This window comes from Microbacterium natoriense, assembly GCF_030816295.1.
GTDB lineage: Bacteria > Actinomycetota > Actinomycetes > Actinomycetales > Microbacteriaceae > Microbacterium > Microbacterium natoriense_A.
The window spans coordinates 1,995,032-2,011,772 of record NZ_JAUSXV010000001.1 but is presented as its reverse complement, the minus strand read 5'-3'; the positions used below and the strand labels follow the sequence as shown (position 1 = coordinate 2,011,772).

Below are 16,741 nucleotides of genomic sequence, written 5' to 3'. Positions count from 1 at the left end.
GCGATCACTCGCGGGGCTGCTCCGCCTGGCAGTGCGGACACATCTGCGCCGACGCTCCCCCGAACACGAGGTCGACGATCGTCGTTCCGCACACCGGGCACGGAGAGCCCCCTCGGCCGTGTATCGCCATGGCCTCAACCTTCGCCTGCTTGAGGCGGTCTGGCGGCAGTCCTCGGCGATCGGCGACGGCACCACGCATGATGTCGACGGTGGCGTGGAACAGTCGCTCCCGCTCGTTGCTATCGAGGACTGCGGCATGTGCGGCAGGCAGCAGCTTGGCCCTGTGCAAGATCTCGTCCGAGTAGGCGTTCCCGATACCTGCGAGAGACGTCTGCTCTTGCAGCAGCGCTTTGATCTGCTTGCGGCGCATTCCGAGCGCACGCTCTAAGTCGTCGCGCGAGAAGTCCGGCGAGAGCGGATCCGGCCCGAGTGCGGCGATGCCTGCGACGTCCGTCGGCAGGTCTACGACCGATGCGGTGACGGCGAGGAAGTCGCCTGTCTCGACGATCCGCATGACCGCACCGTCGTCGAGCACGATGCGCGCGACCTCCGGCACTGGCTGGTCATTCGGGGGCCCACCAGCCTCTTGCCATCGGATCCAGCCGTTGCGGCCGAATCCGATCATCAGCCACCCCGCCGTCGTCTCGAATCCGATGTGCTTGCCGAACCGCCGCACGCCGGCGACGCGGGCGCCGACGACCGAGACGGGAGGGCGATCGCGCGTCTTGACGATGCGGAACTCCGCGACCTCCAGTTCGTCGATCACGCGGCCCTCGACCCGCTCATCGAGGAACTCGACGAGCGCCTGCACCTCCGGAGACTCTGGCATGCGCCCATCTTTCCACCGGCTCAGGACATCGAGAAGGAGCCTGCAAGATCCGCTGAGCAGGAACCTCCTTGGCCGAAGATGCGAGACTGCAGTCGTGGATATCCGGCGCGCAGCACAGGGAAGGCTCGGGAGGCGAACGTCCGACGCCCTGCGCCGACTGAACGACAGGCATCCCTGGAGCCACAACGATGCCTTCCACGAGTGGATCATCACCCGGCTGCCGAGTCGACGAGTCGAAGCCCTCGACGTCGGCTGCGGTCGCGGACAACTCCTCTCCGTGCTGTCCGAGCATTTCACGCACGTTCACGGCACCGACATCGACGCGAGCATGCGTCGCGCCAGCATGGCACGTTGCGCAGGTATGACGAACGTGACGGTCGGTGCAGAGAGGCTCGAAGAGGTCGCGAGCGGTGCTGACCTCGTGACGATGGTCGCGGTTCTGCACCATCTCGACCTCGCCGGCGCGCTTCAGCAGGTGCGACGGCTGCTGAACCCTGGTGGCCGGTTCCTCTGCGTCGGGCTCGCTCGACCGGAGTCGACGGTCGATCGGTTGTGGGATGCCGCGTCGATGCTCACGAATCCGATCATCGGCTTCATGAGGCACCCGTGGGTCGCAACGCAGCCGTCGGCAGCGGCGCCGTTCCCTGTGAAGGACCCGAAGCTGACCTTCACCCAGATTCGAGTCGTCGTCGACGAAGAGCTGCCCGGCGCGAAGATGCGCCGTCATCTGGGGTTCAGGCACACCATCGAGTGGACCAAGCCCTGACCTCGTTCGCCGGCTGTCACTGAGACGCTCGCTGCGCACGCCTGTCGAGTGCTCAGAGCCTGGTGAGCACGAGATAGGCGAAGAGGTATCCGAGCACCAGACACGCCACCCAGGCGGTCACGGCGGCGAGGTACCAGTCCTGCCTGATCTCGAGAGCCCGGCGACGTGGATCCGCCGGCGGAACTCTCTTCAGCGTCCGGTCGGTCAGCCACAGCACCGGCAGGAACAGGGCGAAGAGCAGCAGGAAGACCGCCAACTGAAGAAGCAACCACGCGGAGCGCGGACCGCTGCTCGCCGCGCCGATACCGAGGGTGAGAAGCGTGGTGATCTCCTGCGATCCGCTGATGAGCAGCAGCGCGAGGGCGCCGAGGATCACGACCGTGACACGACCCAGCAGGTCGCCGGTGGCGATGCGCACCTTCGGCACCGGCGGCCCGGGAACATTCTTCGCCGGGTCCGGATCTCCGAGTTTGCGCTGGCGTTGTGCCCAGAACTGCCGACGCGTCGCGCGCAAGGTGATCGGCCAGAGCACGAGCGCGACGATCGCTGCGATGAGCCAGGCGAACACCTCGTTCGCGGTCAGATCCATGTCCACGCGCTCTGCGAGGAAGATGAATCCGATCCAGGCCGCGAGCAGGGCAGGCACGAACACGACGACCGCGGCCATGGTGATGAGGACCATGCGCCCGGTGCCGCGGGCACTCGTGGGAGCGTTCTGCACCTCGGAAGTCTAGAGGTCGTGGCCACTCGAGCCGAAGCGGACTCGGCGGCCGTCAGAGTCGCGCCGTCACCCGCATCAGTTGTTGAAGCGGAACTCCACCACGTCGCCGTCCTGCATGACGTAGTCCTTGCCTTCGAGGCGGGCCTTGCCCTTCGCGCGGGCTTCGGCGACGGAACCGGTCTCGACGAGGTCGTCGAACGAGATGACCTCGGCCTTGATGAAGCCCTTCTCAAAGTCGGTGTGGATGACTCCCGCGGCCTGCGGCGCCTTCCAGCCCTTGCCGATCGTCCAGGCACGGGCTTCCTTCGGGCCGGCGGTCAGATAGGTCTGCAGCCCGAGGGTGTCGAAGCCGATGCGGGCGAGCTGGTCGAGACCCGACTCGTCCTGCCCGGTCGACGCGAGCAGTTCGGCGGCGTCTTCGGGGTCGAGATCGATGAGCTCGGACTCGATCTTCGCGTCGAGGAAGATGGCCTTCGCGGGCGCGACGAGAGCGGCGAGCTCCTCCTTGCGCGCGGCATCCGTCAGCACAGCCTCGTCGACGTTGAAGACGAAGATGACCGGCTTGGAGGTGAGCAGACCCAGCTCGCGGATCGGGGCGAGATCGAGCCCCGAGACCGACAGCAGGACGCCGCGCTCGAGCGCGTCCTTCGCGGCGACGGCGGTCTCGAGGACCACGGGATCGATCTTCTTGCCGCGCACCTCTTTCTCGTAGCGGGAGATCGCCCTGTCCACGGTCTCGAGGTCGGCGAGCATGAGCTCGGCATTGATGGTCTCCATGTCGGATGCCGGGTTCACCGTGCCGTCGACGTGCACGACGTCGTCGTCGGCGAATCCACGGACCACCTGAGCGATGGCATCCGCTTCTCGGATGTTTGCGAGGAACTTGTTGCCGAGACCCTCGCCCTCACTCGCGCCGCGCACGATACCGGCGATGTCGACGAACGACACCGCCGCGGGCAGGATGCGCTCGCTGCTGAAGATCTCCGCGAGTGTGTCCAGTCGCGGGTCGGGCAGGTTGACCACGCCGACGTTCGGCTCGATCGTCGCGAACGGATAGTTCGCCGCGAGCACGTCGTTCTTGGTCAGAGCGTTGAAGAGGGTGGACTTGCCGACATTCGGCAGGCCGACGATCCCGATAGTAAGAGCCACGGGAGTCGAGTCTACCGGCGCGGATGCCGTCGCCCCGCCTGCCCGCGATAGGTCAACCGCACGAGAACAGGAGGTTCCGTCCGCATCCGTCCTGCCCTGGTGCGGTTGACCTATTCTCGCGTCAGGAAGGAAGGGGGGATGCCGAAGGGCGGATGCCGAGGCTACTCGCGCACGGAGCGGAACGCTCTGGTGACGTAGGGCAGATCTATGGTCGCGTCGGCGTGCAGGCCGAGCTCATCGAACAGCTCGTCCATCTCGCGTCGGATGCGCGCCTTCTCGTCGTCGGACGCGGTGATGATGTAACTGCGCGACGCTGCCATGCTGTGCAGTTGCGCACGGGAGATCGGGCGCACCCACTCCCACGACTCCTCCTCGAGGGGTCCGAAGGGCGCCGCGACGACGGGACCGCCGCCTGCGAGCATGATCTCGGCGTTGCTGCCGTGCATGATCTCCGTGAGCCGGCGCACCCAGCCCTCCCGCTCGTCGCGGATGTTCCAGACCAGGCCGAGCACTCCCCCGGGCCTCAGGACCCTGCCGATCTCGGTCGACGCCGCAACGGGGTCGACCCAGTGCCACGCCTGCCCGAGCACGACGGCGTCGACGGAGGCGTCAGGCAGCGGCAGCGATTCGGCAGACCCGCGGAATGTGGGAACGCCAGGGACAGTCGCGCGCAGAATCGCGAGCATCGCGGGATCGGGATCGATCGCCACGACCTCCGCGTCCGGTGCATGCGCGAGCACCCGCGTGAGCTTGCCGGTCCCCGCACCCACATCGGCGATACGGCGGGATCCCTCGGACATCGGCTCGAGCATCCACACGACGGCATCGAAACGGTACTCGGGTCGACCTGCCTCGTAGTTCTCGGCCTCCGCGCCGAACGAGGTCGCCATCTCGTCAGTCATGTCGCCAGCCTACGGCGAGTCTTCCGAGCCGTCCGCGCCGTCGGAGAGAAGGTGGGGAGGTGCCACTGGATTTCACCGCGATCGACTTCGAAACAGCGAACTCCAGTCCGGCATCCGCCTGCTCGGTCGGTCTCGTGCGCGTGCGCGACGGACGAGTCGTCGCCACCGCGGGCTGGCTGATCCAGCCGCCCGCCGGACACGACGAGTTCCAGGAGTGGAACGTCAGGATCCACGGGATCCAGCCCGAAGACGTGCAGACTGCGGACTCGTGGATCGATCAGTTCGACCGGCTGTGCGCGTTCGCCGGAGCCGATGTGCTGGTCGCGCACAACGCCGGCTTCGACGTCAACGTACTGCGCCGGGCGTCCGAGGCGACCGGACTGGAGTGCCCGCCGTACCGCTCGCTGTGCAGCCTGCAGGTCGCGCGCAAGACGTACGACCTCGACTCGTACCGGCTGCCCCGGGCCGCAGCCGCTGCGGGATTCGCCGAGTTCTCGCATCACGACGCTCTGGCCGACGCCCGCGCATGCGCGCAGATCGTGATCGACTCGGCGCTCAGAGCCGGAGCATCCGACGTCTTCGCCCTCGCCGCCTCTCTCGGACTCCGAATCACCGAGCCCGTCGTCGCAACATCCGAGCGCGCGACGCCCGAGCGCGCGGTCGCCTGAATCCACCCCGCCGTACGACTGCCCGTGCGCATGGGGAGTCCTCCCCCTCTGCGCCGTGGACTCCGCCCCATAGCATGAACACATCCGAGCAGAGGGGGCTCCATGTCGAACGACCCAGCAGCAGCCGTGAACGAGGATCCGTTCTGGTCGGTCGTGCGACGGCGCCATCCCGATCTCGACATCGTCGTCCTTCCACCTGAAGCACCGCCGGTGACCGATTCCGGACTGCCGGAGCGAGCTGCTGAACCGTTCGCCGAGTTCGTGACCGCCGAAGCGGACGGCTGCTGGGCCCGGCTCGTGAGCCACGGTATGCCGGTGCAGTCGGTCCGCTGGATTCCCGGCCCGACCGACGACTCCGTGCGTCGCAGCATCACCCTGACGCTCGACGATGCACCCGCCGCCGTGGGCATCGGCCACCTGCGCGACGCCGAAACCCTGTTGACGGCCGACGGCTGGCAGGTGTTCACCCCGCCCACCGGGTTGCCGCGAGTGCTCGCCGATCGCCCGGGCGAGCTCGGCTCCGAGAGCCTGCTCTTCGGGTACGCGCCTGACACCGGGCGCCTGTTCCTGCGCCTCACGTCTGCGGGGCTGCCGGTCGGCACCAGTCGCGTCCGTGAGTTGATCGGCTCGGCGTCATGACCGGGGGCGTGTACTACGACCCGCTCGCGACCGAGCTCCTGATCCCCCGGTGGGGCACGCAGGCGTCGCAGCTGCGTGCGGCGGCCGACGGACTCTCGTCCGTATCGACGAGCGGCCTGCCGACGGTCGCGACGGGAGCGGCCCGGGTCTTCCTCGAAATGTGGGAGACCACAGAGCGAACGGCGTCCGTCGCCTCCGAGGTGTACGCCGACGAGCTGCGTTCCACCCACGGGACGTACTCCAGCTTCGACGCCGAGATCGCGCGGCGCATGGAACAGCTGGAGACGCGATGACCACGATCGACGTCCCCGCCGCCATCGATCCGGTCGATCGCCCTGAAGGTTCTGCCGCCGGGGCCGAGGCCTTCTCCGGCACGCTGCTCTCGAACGCGACGCGCATCAGCGAGTTCGCCGAGGAGGCGGCAGCCCTGGCCTCCCCCAGCTACCTGTGGTTGGGAGACGCGGCTTCGGCGTACTCCGACCATGCAGCCGCCTTCGCGAAGAAGCACGAGCCGATGGCGGCGACGCTCAAACGCGTCGCACGCGGAGTGGATGTCTTCGCCGAACAGCTTCGCACCCTCTTGAGCGAGCACACCGATCTCCAGGGCGATATCACCGCCTACCACCGCGATCGGACCGATCTCATCGCCGACGTGAACGCCGCCGACGATGTGACGGAGGCCGAGATCGCCGCGCTGCAGGAACGTGCCCGCAGCCTGACGTCACGACAATCCGGCATCCTCTCCGACATCTCGAGCTTCACGCAGCGAGTGACCGCGAACGAGGACTTCCTCGTGCAGCTGTTCACCGGGGCTGACACGGTCTCCGAGGCGAGAAAGGCGACCGGCGGAATCGATCCGCTCGCCCTCGCCGTGATCGGCAGCATGCCCGCTGCCGGCGACGGCCCAGAGAAGATGGCCGCGTGGTGGGCGGGGCTCTCCGAGGCCGAGCAGGACGCGCTGATCGCCGCTTACCCGGAGCGGCTCGGAAGCGCCGACGGTCTGCCGGCGCGGACGCGTGACGACGCGAACCGGCTGCTGCTCGACAGCGACCTGACCGAGCTCCGTCTGAAGGAGGAAGAGGGCACGCTCACCTCCGCCGAACGGCAGCGACTCGAGAACGCCGAAGCCGCCGAAACGGCGTTGAAGCTCGCCGACGACTATGTCGTGCCGGGCACCGACGAGAAGCCGGGTGGGACGCTGTGGCTGTATGATCCCGATGCCTTCGACGGCGACGGCCGCGTAGCGATCGGCGTCGGCGATCTCGACACGGCGGATGACGTGTCGATCCAGATCCCCGGCATCCGCACGGAGATGACGGATGCTCCCGGATACGCCCAGCAGGCGGCCAACCTGTACGAGAGCGCGCGCTATGGCGGTGACGGGTCGAGTGTCGCGACGCTCTTCTGGCTCGGATACGACACACCGGCGGGCGACCTGCTCGAATGGGGCGAGGTGCCCTCGGAGAGCTACGCCGAGGAGGGCGGTTCGCGGCTCGCGGACGCGGTCGACGGCCTGCGCGCCTCGCGGGCGGACGATCCGGCCCATATGACGGCGATCGGGCACAGCTACGGATCCACGACGACGTCCTTCGCGGCGACGGATCACGACCTCGCCGTCGACGACGTCGCGCTCGTGGGAAGCCCCGGCACGGGACCTGCCGAGAACGCCTCGGACTTCAGCGTCGGGGCGGATCACGTCTACGCCGGCCGTAACAGCCGCGATCTGGTGGGCTTCCTCGGCGACGAAGGCTGGGTCGGGAAGGATGACGTCTTCGACGTCGGCCTGGGCATGGATCCCTCGTCGGAGGACTTCGGCGCCCAGAGATTCGAAGCGGAGTCGACCAGTCGCTGGCCTGTCATCAACACGACCGACCACGAGAAGTACTTCGATCGAGACACGGAGTCGCTCTACAATCTGGGCCGCATCGTCGACGGGCACGGAGACGACACGAACAGCGCCGATCAGTCGTACGATCCTTGGTGGCGCGACCCTGTCGACCCGGAATGGGATCGCGATCCCACGTCGAACGAGCGGGACCGCTCGGACACCGGGATGGACTGATGAGAAGACTGATGGGAGGGATCGCCGTCGTGGGTCTGCTCACACTGCTGTTCACGGGCTGCGCGCCGACACCGTCCGGTGCCCGCGAAGAACTCGAGCGCCGCGCGGACACGCTGAACACGGCTGCCCAGGACGTGCTGCTCGCCATGGATGCCGCGGGATTGCAGGGCGCTTCCGCCGCGGGACGTGTCGAGTACTGCGGCGGCAGCCTCAAGCCGGGCCTGGCGTACAGCGCAGGCGCGTCGGCGACGGTCGGAGAGGACCTGGCCGGGGCGATCGACACCATGACGGAAGAGCTTCAATCGCTCGGATGGCGGCACGAGGGCGAGATCGGCGACGACCGGATGTCGGCCCGGTTCACTCGGGACGACGTGACGATCGACGTGAAGGCCGGGGGCGCGGTGATCGGCGGCAAGACCTATGGAGAAGACGAGATGCAGGTCGGAATCACCCATGCCGACGCTTGCGTGCGTGTGCCGGACGGCGTCCACGACACCGATTTCGCGGACCTCGAGAAGAAGATCCTCCCCCGTGCATGACCGCGTGACGGGCATCCTCACGAAGACCGCGGCCCTCGCAGCCCTCTCGCTGCTGCTCACCGCGTGCTCTGCCACGCACGATGGCGCGCGCGCAGAGCTCGACAAGCACGCAGCCGTGGTCGACGATGCCGCGCAGGATGTGCTGCAGGCCCTTGACACAGCAGATCTGAGCGACGCCGGCGTCGCCGGATATCTGGAACAGTGCGGCGGGAGCCTCACCGGGTGGGGTGTGGCGTATCACGCAGGTGGAAGCGCCAAGGTCGGGGAAGACCGGCAAGCGGCGGTCGAGGATGTCGCGGCCGAGCTGGAATCGCTCGGCTGGGCCCATGAGGGAGAGATCGGCGGCGACGATCCGAACGCGCGGCTGACTCGCGACGACATCACGATCGACCTCAAGACCGGTGGATTCACGGTCGGCGCCACGCGATACGGCGCCGACGAGCTCGAGATCGGCATCCGGCAGTCGAACGCGTGCGTCGAAACGCCCGAAGGCGAGTACAAGACCGACTACGCGGAGTTCGAGCGGGAGATCCTCCCCCGGGAGTGAACAGGCGATCCGATGAACACGGCGATGTCGGATGCCGGGAGCATCATGAAGACATGGATGCTCTCACCGTGGTTCTCCTGCTCATCGCCCTCGCCGCGGGCGGTGCGCTCGGCTGGTACGTGCGCGCGTCGCGCGGGTCTGCCGACCTCGCTCGTGCTCAGGCCGAGCTCGCCGCAGCCCGCGACGACCGCGACCGCCAGTACGACCTGTACCGCGACGCCGTCGAGCACTCCCGAGAGGAGCAGCGTGCAGAGGCGCAGAGAGTGCAGCAGCAGAACGCCGTCCTCACCGCTCTCGCACCGGTGCGCGAGAGCCTGCAGCAGATGCAGAGCAAGGTGGCGGCGATCGAGCAGGAGCGTCACGCGCAGTTCGGCTCGCTCGCCGAGCAGCTGCGCCGTGCCCAGGAGTCCGATGAGGCTCTTCGTGCCACCACCGAGTCGCTCGCCGGGGCACTGAAGTCGACGGCGACACGAGGCGTCTGGGGTGAGACGCAGCTGAGGCGTGTGGTCGAGGCCGCAGGTCTCACCCGCCACGTCGACTTCGATCTGCAGTCGACGATCTCCTCCGACCGGGGCACAGGACGACCCGACATGGTGATCCGGCTGGCCGGCGGCGCCTCCATCCCGGTGGATGCCAAGGTGCCGCTCGACGCCTATCTCGAGGCGTCTGCGCTGCCTGTCGGCGACGCGCACGAGGCCCAGCGACGCCTGCACATGCAGAAGCATGTGAAGGCGGTCCGCGCCCACATCGACGCTCTCGCGAAGAAGGCCTACTGGTCAGGACTCGATGCGAGCCCCGAGTTCGTGATCTGCTTCCTGCCCAGCGAGTCGCTGCTCGCCGCGGCGATCGACGAAGACCCGACCCTGCTCGACTACGCCTTCAGCCGGCGCGTCGCGCTCGCCTCGCCGGTGAACCTGTGGGCTGTGCTGAAGACCGTGGCGTACACGTGGACGCAGCAGGAGGTGTCGACCGAGGCGAAGGCACTGTTGAACCTCGGCACGCAGCTGTACGACCGCCTCGGTGTGCTCGCCGGGCACGCCGACGACCTGCGCAAGGCGCTCGAGCGCACGGTCGACAGCTACAACCGCTTCGCGGGCTCGCTGGAAAGCCGGGTACTGGTGACGGCGCGCCAGTTCCCGGGTATCGATTCCTCCACGCTCGACGCAGCGCCCCAGGTGATCGAGGCGAGCGCCCGCCGGTTCACCGCGACCGAACTGGTCGCTGACCCGGTGCGATCCCCGGAGCCTGCTGTCCTACCGCACGCAGACGAGGAGGCCGTGGAACCCGTGCGCGCCGAGATCGGCGAGATCCGGACCCGGATCGACGAGGTCTGAAGGCAGACGAGGTCTGAGAGGATGCGGCGGTCAGGCGACGCCGGGCACACCCGACAGCAGCAGGATGACCAGGCCGCTCGTCGCGAGGAATGCGCCGATCATCCACCACGCGCTGAGCTCGTGCCCCTCGTCGCGACGCTTGCGGAACAGCACATCTGCACGGCGAGCGGGGTCGATCGGGTGCACGACCGCAACTGGTGCTGCGGCGGCACGCGCAGCCGCATCGACGTCATCGGCGCTGACTCGGAGGATGCGACCCGTGTTCGTGGTCACGATCTTCGTGTCGGCGGCCTTGGGGCCGTTCGTGTGCTGCGTGGTCATCTGCTCGCCTCCTGTGCCTTCGGGGTCGTGCGACCCGTCGGCGGTGAGAAACCCAGTGACAATTGTGACACGAGGCGCGACGGACTCCCGGTTGCACGCTCGCAGGCACGGTTCCGTCTCGGTAACGATGCCGACCGGCGCTCAGTCGAGGTGGCGGATCAGAGCCACTTCGAGACGAGGTGCTCCGATGCGATGCGACGCAGCGTTCCAGACGCGCCGCGCAGCACGACGCTCTCGGTGTAGATGTATCCGCCCTCGCGACGCACGCCCGCGACGAGCTGCCCATCGGTGACGCCCGTCGCGACGAAGATCGTGTTGTCGCCCTTGACGAGATCGTCGGCCTCATAGACCTTGTCCATGTCGAGACCCGCATCGATACCGCGCTGACGCTCGTCGTCGTCCCGCGGCCAGAGTCGACCCTGGATGTGACCGCCCAGAGCCTTGATCGCACAGGCGGTGACGATGCCCTCCGGGCTTCCGCCGACGCCGACGCACATGTCGGTGCGGGCGCCGTGTCGGGCGGCGTTGATGCCACCGGCGACATCGCCGTCGCTCATGAGACGGGTGCCGGCTCCGGCGTCCCGGATGTCCTGGATGAGCTGCTCATGACGCGGACGGTTCAGCACCGAGACGACGATCTCGTCGACCGGCTTCCCGAGGGCCGCGGAGAGACGGCGGATGTTCTCGCCGATGGGAAGGCGGATGTCGACGACGCCGACGCCCGCGGGCCCTGTGACGAGCTTGTCCATGTAGAACACGCTGGAGGCGTCGAGCATGGTGCCCCGGTCGGACACCGCGATCACCGAGAGCGCGTTCTGACGGCCGGCGGCCGTGAGCGAGGTGCCGTCGATGGGGTCGACGGCGATGTCGCACAGCGGACCGGTTCCGGTGCCGACGACCTCGCCGTTGAACAGCATCGGCGCGTTGTCCTTCTCGCCCTCGCCGATCACGACCTGGCCCTGGAAGGCGACCGTGCCGAGGAAGGCGCGCATGGCGTCGACCGCCGCGCCGTCGGCCGCTTCCTTCGCACCGCGTCCGATGAACGGCACCGCGCGGATCGCCGCGGCCTCGGTCGCGCGGACCAGCTCCATCGCGAGGTTGCGGTCGGGACGAAGAGGGCTCAGATCACCAGTCAGACTCACCATGCCGCAACAGTATCCAGTTCCACCTCCCTCGGCGGGGGTTTTCTCTCGTTCGACGGTGAAGGAATTTCGATTCTTAACAGAATGGCAGGCGAGCATCGTCGAGGGCGTCACTCCGACGGCATCCGCTCGCATGCCCAGATAGAGTGACATCTGTCCCGGCTTCACCTAATCGCAGGAGTTCTCATGCCCGTCGCCACCCCGGATCAGTACGCCGAAATGCTCGACCGCGCGAAGGCCGGCGGCTTCGCGTACCCCGCATTCAACGTGTCCAGCTCGCAGACCATCAACTCCGTCCTCCAGGGCCTGACCGAGGCCGGCTCCGACGGCATCATCCAGGTGACCACCGGGGGTGCCGACTACTTCGCCGGGCACACCGTCAAGGCTCGCGCGACCGGTGCTCTCGCTTTCGCCCGGTTCGCGACCGAGGTCGCCAAGAACTACCCGATCACGGTCGCACTGCACACTGACCACTGCCCGAAGGACGCGCTCGCGGGCTTCGTCGAGCCGCTGATCGCCGCCTCCGAAGAAGAGGTGAAGGCCGGTCGCAACCCGATCTTCCAGTCGCACATGTGGGACGGCTCGGCTGTGCCGCTCGCGGAGAACATCGAGATCGCCAAGGACCTCCTCCCCCGCATGAAGGCCATCAACGCGATCCTCGAGGTCGAGATCGGCGTCGTCGGCGGTGAGGAGGACGGCGTGCAGCACGAGGGCTCGAACGATGCCCTCTACACGACCTTCGCCGACGTCGACCAGGCAGTACAGGCTCTCGGGCTCGGCGAGCAGGGCCGCTACATCGCCGCACTCACCTTCGGCAACGTGCACGGCGTCTACAAGCCGGGTGGCGTGAAGCTGCGTCCGGAACTGCTGGGCGAGATCCAGCAGCAGGTCGCCGCGAAGTACAACACGTCCGCCAAGCCGCTCGACCTGGTCTTCCACGGCGGCTCCGGCTCCACCGACGAGGAGATCGCGCTGGCGGTCGCCAACGGCGTCATCAAGATGAACATCGACACCGACACGCAGTACGCCTACACCCGAGCGATCGCCGACTACATGTTCAAGAACTACGACGGCGTCCTGAAGGTCGACGGCGAGGTCGGCAACAAGAAGCAGTACGACCCTCGCGCCTGGGGCAAGGTCGCGGAGTCCGCGATGGCCGCGCGCGTCGTCGAGTCGACCCGCCAGCTCGGCTCCTACGGCCAGTCCAAGAGCTGACGCGCTAAACGAAGAATGCCCCGGTCGCGACGGCCGGGGCATTCTCTTTTCCTCGAAGGATCCTCTGCGTCAAGGACCGGTGTAGATGTCGAGGATGGTCGACGCGCCCTCAGGGCGGTGCAGCACGACGATCTCGTCGCCGGCCTCGATCTTGCCGTTCTTGACGACGCGCAGGTACGGACCGAGGCGGCGCGCTTCGGAGAATCGCCTCACCCATCCACGCTCGGCGTCCCCACCCACGCGCCGGGCGAACGTCTGACAGGGGGTGCGCGGCATCGTGACCTCGACGATCACGCTCGCCCCGATCCGCCACTGCTCCCCCACGAGTGCGGCGTTCACGTCGATGCCCTCGACGCGTAGATTCTCGCCGAACCAGCCGGGTGGCAGCTCTCGCGCCAGCTCCGACGCCCAGTAGTCGGCGTCCTCCTGCGAATACGCGTACAGGGCCTTCTCGAGACCGCCGTGGTGCTTGCGATCTGCCTGCACATCCGCATACGCGCCGTAGGGCCCCACCTTCACCGGCCCGTCGACGGCTCTCTTGTCGATCGCGGTGATGCCGACCGTTCCGGCATCGGGCAGCAGCCGATGGACAGCACACACCGCCACGAGCCGGCTCACGATCCCGCCTTGACGATGTAGTCGGCGAACGCCGGATCTCCCATCATCGCGACCATCACGCAGATGCCGGCGAGGAACGACGTCACGACCGCTCCGACGATCGGCAGCCACCACGTGATCCGTCCGCGGCGCAGTCGGCGGACCGACAGCACGGCGGTGGCGGTCCAGCCGACAGCGAGCACGACGGCGGCCACAGTGCCCCACAGGCGCCCTGCCGCGTAGTCGGTGAACTCACCCTCGATGCCGAGGATCTTCATGACCTCGTTCAGGACCGTGGGCAGATCGAGATACGACATCCCGGTCATCACGACGTTCACGAGGCCGTAGGCCAGGAGGGCGATCGTCGCGAAGCGATCGACCGGGTGAGGCCGGGCGGATGCGGGTGCCGCAGCCGCCGCGATCGGCTCGGGCGCCGCGGGGGCGACTTCGCTCAGCGGCGGGAGCCCCGCAGCTCTGCGCTGCTCCTCCGGAGTCGCGAGTTCGCCGTACTGGGGCCGCTGATCGCTCATCCCGCCATGCTAACGGCCCGATGTCGGAGCGGTTCACAGCAGGCCCTGAAACTGACGGCGGCCCCGGCGAAGTGGGGACTTCCTCGGGGCCGCGGACTCGGAGCACTGGGGACGCTCGTCATCCAAGTCGGTCGCGGAACGCTGGGGACGATCCACCACCTGCAGCGTCGATGCTCTGACGTCTGCAACTCCGATCATAGGAAAGCGCATGCCAAAGCGCTAGATGCAGTTCGATCGAATCGTGAACCACCGTGAGAGCGGCAGCGGTCAGACCGCTGCGCCCGAGACCCGACCGCCGAGCGCCCGCGCATCCCGCTGACCCGCCGCGTCCTGTCGCAGCTCCTTGGGCAGGGAGAACATGAGGTCCTCCTCCGCCGTGCGCACCTCTTCGACGTCGTGGTAACCGGCGCCGTCGAGCGCGTCAAGCACCTCGCGCACGAGGACTTCGGGAACGGATGCTCCGCTGGTCACGCCGACCGTCGCGACGCCGTCGAGCCACTCCTGCTTGACCTCTTCGGCGTAGTCGACCCGATAGGCCGCCTTGGCGCCGTGCTCGAGGGCGACCTCGACGAGCCGCACGCTGTTGGACGAGTTCGACGAGCCGACGACGATCACGAGGTCGGCGGCAGCCGCGACCTTCTTGATGGCGACCTGTCGGTTCTGCGTGGCGTAGCAGATGTCGTCGGACGGCGGGTTGTGCAGTTCGGGGAAGCGTGTCCGGAGGCGGTTCACCGTCTCCATCGTCTCGTCGACCGAGAGCGTGGTCTGCGACAGCCAGACGACCTTAGAGGGGTCCTTCACCTGGACGGTGTCGGCCTCGGCCGGCGAGTTCACGATGGTCACATGCTCGGGGGCCTCGCCCGCGGTGCCCTCGACCTCTTCGTGGCCTTCATGGCCGATCAGGAGGATCTCGAAGTCGTCACGGGCGAACCGCACAGCCTCCCGGTGCACCTTGGTGACCAGCGGGCAGGTCGCGTCGATCGCGTGCAGACCTCGATCGGATGCCGCGTTCACGACCGCCGGCGAGACTCCGTGCGCGCTGAAGACGACGTGTGCGCCCTCGGGGACCTCGTCGACCTCTTCGACGAAGATCGCGCCCTTGTCCTCGAGCTCTGTGACGACGTGGATGTTGTGGACGATCTGCTTGCGGACGTAGACGGGGGCGCCGTAGCGCTCGAGCGCCTTCTCGACCGCGACGACCGCACGGTCGACACCGGCGCAGTATCCGCGGGGTGCGGCGAGCAGAACCCTCTTGCGTCCGTCGACCGGGTTATCCTGAAGCCGCCCGGCCGCCGCACGCACTCGAGGGACACGCGGAGAAGGCAGATGCACGGCAGTCGAAGTCACATGTGAATTCTACCGCCGCCAAGCTGTACAGAGCCGGGTAGAGACGAGAGCACATGACGGTCTTCGAAGCCGCGACGGGCCCAGGCGAGACGCCCCCGGCCGATGCGGTCGCGCCCCGCGACTCCACGGCAGACGCCCCGACCTCGGTCGCGCGGCTGAACGCCACCATCCGCGACTTCATCGCGCGGTGGAACACGGTGTGGGTGGAGGGCGAGATCACGTCGTGGAACGTGCGCGCCGGCAACGTGTTCGCCCGGCTCAAGGACACGCGCTCCGATGCTCAGATCTCGATCCGCATCTGGTCGAGCGTGCGTGCACGGATCCCGAACGACCTCGGCGTGGGCGACCATGTCGTCACCGCAGTCAAGTCGGACTACTTCGTCAAGAGCGGCGACTTCAGCTTCGCCGTCTCGGCCATGAAGCACGTCGGACTCGGCGATCAGCTCGAACGACTCGAACGGCTCCGGGCGCAGCTGCGCCAGGAGGGGCTGTTCGACTCCGCCCGCAAGAAGCGCCTTCCGTTCCTCCCCCACGTGATCGGCCTGATCACGGGCGAGCGATCGGATGCCGAGAAGGACGTGCATCGCAACGCCGAACTGCGCTGGCCCCAGGTGCGCTTCCGCACGGAGTATGCGGCAGTGCAGGGCGATCGCTGCGTGCCGGACACGCTCGCCGCCCTCGCGCGGCTCGAAGCCGATCCCGAGATCGACGTGATCATCATCGCCCGCGGCGGTGGCGACCCCCAGACGCTGCTCGGGTTCAGCGACGAGCGGCTGATCCGCGCGGTGGCCGCGGCATCCACTCCCGTCGTCAGCGCGATCGGTCATGAGAACGACCATCCGCTGCTCGACGACGTCGCGGATCTCCGCGCGTCGACCCCGACCGATGCCGCCAAGCGCGTGGTGCCAGACGTCGGCGAGCAGCGCGCGCTCATCGCCCAGCTGCGCTCTCGCGCGACCATGAGGCTCACTCAGCGCGTCGGTCACGACATCGCACAGCTGGAGCAGCTGCGATCGCGTCCGGTGCTGCGCTCCCCCGACCCGATCATCGAGACACGCGCGCAGGAACTCTGGCTGCTGCTGTCGCGCGGACGCGACACGGTCTCACGGCAGCTGGACACGGCCGGTCGCCGGACCACCGAGCTGCGTGCATCACTGCGCGCGCTCTCGCCCGCCGCGACTCTCGCGCGCGGTTACGCCATCGCTCATCTCGAGGGAGGTGTCATCCTCCGCGACGCGGCGGATGCGCCCGCCGGCACCGCACTCACGATCACTGTCGACCGGGGTTCTCTGGCGGCCGTCTCCGACGGCGAGATCTCCGAAGGGCGCTGAGTCGGCGCCCCCGCTCGCGTCGACGCCCTGGGCCTGTCACGACTCCAGGGGCGACACGCCAGATCGGGGGATGCTTCGCCGATTCCGTCTGCCGGCGGGCGT

At 67.9% G+C, this 16,741-nt stretch carries 19 protein-coding genes; 10 read left to right on the top strand and 9 right to left on the bottom strand.

Annotated features, from left to right (window positions below; translation table 11 throughout):
• Nucleotides 1-4: 4 nt before the first annotated feature.
• Nucleotides 5-829: a DNA-formamidopyrimidine glycosylase family protein gene (locus tag QFZ53_RS09205; RefSeq protein ID WP_307295605.1), complete on the bottom strand. Its 825-nt coding sequence runs from the start codon at nucleotides 827-829 to the stop codon at nucleotides 5-7.
• 94 nt (nucleotides 830-923) lie between these two features.
• Here QFZ53_RS09205 and QFZ53_RS09200 point away from each other — a divergent pair, with 94 nt between their 5' ends.
• Nucleotides 924-1,595, top strand: a complete 672-nt coding sequence (locus tag QFZ53_RS09200; protein ID WP_307295604.1) for a class I SAM-dependent methyltransferase — start codon at nucleotides 924-926, stop codon at nucleotides 1,593-1,595.
• A 52-nt stretch (nucleotides 1,596-1,647) separates the two neighbouring features.
• On the opposite strand, the gene QFZ53_RS09195 is transcribed toward QFZ53_RS09200, so the two are convergent.
• The 3 genes from QFZ53_RS09195 to QFZ53_RS09185 all read right to left on the bottom strand — a co-directional run bounded on the left by QFZ53_RS09195 (nucleotide 1,648) and on the right by QFZ53_RS09185 (nucleotide 4,367).
• Nucleotides 1,648-2,316 (bottom strand): hypothetical protein, encoded by a 669-nt coding sequence (locus QFZ53_RS09195; RefSeq protein WP_307295602.1) that lies wholly within the window; start codon nucleotides 2,314-2,316, stop codon nucleotides 1,648-1,650.
• Between the two features lie 75 nt (nucleotides 2,317-2,391).
• Complete coding sequence (gene ychF, locus QFZ53_RS09190) at nucleotides 2,392-3,465, bottom strand: redox-regulated ATPase YchF (protein WP_292907109.1); 1,074 nt, start codon at nucleotides 3,463-3,465, stop codon at nucleotides 2,392-2,394.
• 161 nt (nucleotides 3,466-3,626) lie between these two features.
• The gene (locus QFZ53_RS09185) at nucleotides 3,627-4,367 is read right to left on the bottom strand and encodes a class I SAM-dependent methyltransferase (RefSeq protein ID WP_307295600.1); all 741 of its coding nucleotides are present in this window, start codon (nucleotides 4,365-4,367) and stop codon (nucleotides 3,627-3,629) included.
• A gap of 59 nt (nucleotides 4,368-4,426) precedes the next feature.
• On the opposite strand from QFZ53_RS09185, the gene QFZ53_RS09180 reads away from it, so the two are divergent.
• The 7 genes from QFZ53_RS09180 to QFZ53_RS09150 all read left to right on the top strand — a co-directional run bounded on the left by QFZ53_RS09180 (nucleotide 4,427) and on the right by QFZ53_RS09150 (nucleotide 10,156).
• Complete coding sequence (locus QFZ53_RS09180; RefSeq protein WP_307295598.1) at nucleotides 4,427-5,035, top strand: 3'-5' exonuclease; 609 nt, start codon at nucleotides 4,427-4,429, stop codon at nucleotides 5,033-5,035.
• Nucleotides 5,036-5,137: 102 nt separating this feature from the next.
• Nucleotides 5,138-5,674 carry a hypothetical protein gene (locus QFZ53_RS09175; protein WP_307295597.1) on the top strand — a complete coding sequence of 179 codons (537 nt, stop codon included), beginning with the start codon at nucleotides 5,138-5,140 and terminating at the stop codon, nucleotides 5,672-5,674.
• A complete protein-coding gene (locus QFZ53_RS09170; RefSeq protein ID WP_292907101.1) occupies nucleotides 5,671-5,967 on the top strand; it encodes a hypothetical protein in 297 nt (98 codons plus the stop codon). Before QFZ53_RS09175 ends, QFZ53_RS09170 begins: the two co-directional genes overlap by 4 nt.
• The gene (locus QFZ53_RS09165; protein ID WP_307295594.1) at nucleotides 5,964-7,736 is read left to right on the top strand and encodes an alpha/beta hydrolase; all 1,773 of its coding nucleotides are present in this window, start codon (nucleotides 5,964-5,966) and stop codon (nucleotides 7,734-7,736) included. Before QFZ53_RS09170 ends, QFZ53_RS09165 begins: the two co-directional genes overlap by 4 nt.
• An 11-nt stretch (nucleotides 7,737-7,747) precedes the next feature.
• Nucleotides 7,748-8,275, top strand: a complete 528-nt coding sequence (locus QFZ53_RS09160; protein WP_307295592.1) for a hypothetical protein — start codon at nucleotides 7,748-7,750, stop codon at nucleotides 8,273-8,275.
• Nucleotides 8,268-8,822 (top strand): hypothetical protein, encoded by a 555-nt coding sequence (locus QFZ53_RS09155; protein WP_307295590.1) that lies wholly within the window; start codon nucleotides 8,268-8,270, stop codon nucleotides 8,820-8,822. Before QFZ53_RS09160 ends, QFZ53_RS09155 begins: the two co-directional genes overlap by 8 nt.
• Before the next feature lie 53 nt (nucleotides 8,823-8,875).
• On the top strand, nucleotides 8,876-10,156 hold the full coding sequence (locus tag QFZ53_RS09150) for a DNA recombination protein RmuC (protein WP_307295588.1): 1,281 nt from the start codon (nucleotides 8,876-8,878) through the stop codon (nucleotides 10,154-10,156).
• Between the two features lie 30 nt (nucleotides 10,157-10,186).
• On the opposite strand, the gene QFZ53_RS09145 is transcribed toward QFZ53_RS09150, so the two are convergent.
• Complete coding sequence (locus QFZ53_RS09145; RefSeq protein WP_292907091.1) at nucleotides 10,187-10,477, bottom strand: hypothetical protein; 291 nt, start codon at nucleotides 10,475-10,477, stop codon at nucleotides 10,187-10,189.
• 158 nt (nucleotides 10,478-10,635) lie between these two features.
• Nucleotides 10,636-11,622: a class II fructose-bisphosphatase gene (gene glpX, locus QFZ53_RS09140; protein WP_307295585.1), complete on the bottom strand. Its 987-nt coding sequence runs from the start codon at nucleotides 11,620-11,622 to the stop codon at nucleotides 10,636-10,638.
• Between the two features lie 183 nt (nucleotides 11,623-11,805).
• Here glpX and fbaA point away from each other — a divergent pair, with 183 nt between their 5' ends.
• A complete protein-coding gene (gene fbaA / locus QFZ53_RS09135) occupies nucleotides 11,806-12,834 on the top strand; it encodes a class II fructose-bisphosphate aldolase (protein WP_292910748.1) in 1,029 nt (342 codons plus the stop codon).
• Between the two features lie 69 nt (nucleotides 12,835-12,903).
• On the opposite strand, the gene QFZ53_RS09130 is transcribed toward fbaA, so the two are convergent.
• From QFZ53_RS09130 to QFZ53_RS09120, 3 genes are all read right to left on the bottom strand, one after another.
• Nucleotides 12,904-13,452, bottom strand: a complete 549-nt coding sequence (locus QFZ53_RS09130) for an MOSC domain-containing protein (RefSeq protein WP_307295582.1) — start codon at nucleotides 13,450-13,452, stop codon at nucleotides 12,904-12,906.
• The gene (locus QFZ53_RS09125) at nucleotides 13,449-13,961 is read right to left on the bottom strand and encodes a DUF6264 family protein (RefSeq protein ID WP_307295581.1); all 513 of its coding nucleotides are present in this window, start codon (nucleotides 13,959-13,961) and stop codon (nucleotides 13,449-13,451) included. Before QFZ53_RS09125 ends, QFZ53_RS09130 begins: the two co-directional genes overlap by 4 nt.
• Nucleotides 13,962-14,228: 267 nt before the next feature.
• On the bottom strand, nucleotides 14,229-15,308 hold the full coding sequence (locus tag QFZ53_RS09120; RefSeq protein WP_292910754.1) for a 4-hydroxy-3-methylbut-2-enyl diphosphate reductase: 1,080 nt from the start codon (nucleotides 15,306-15,308) through the stop codon (nucleotides 14,229-14,231).
• A 53-nt stretch (nucleotides 15,309-15,361) separates the two neighbouring features.
• On the opposite strand from QFZ53_RS09120, the gene xseA reads away from it, so the two are divergent.
• Complete coding sequence (xseA, locus tag QFZ53_RS09115) at nucleotides 15,362-16,639, top strand: exodeoxyribonuclease VII large subunit (RefSeq protein WP_307295578.1); 1,278 nt, start codon at nucleotides 15,362-15,364, stop codon at nucleotides 16,637-16,639.
• Nucleotides 16,640-16,741: the final 102 nt, after the last annotated feature.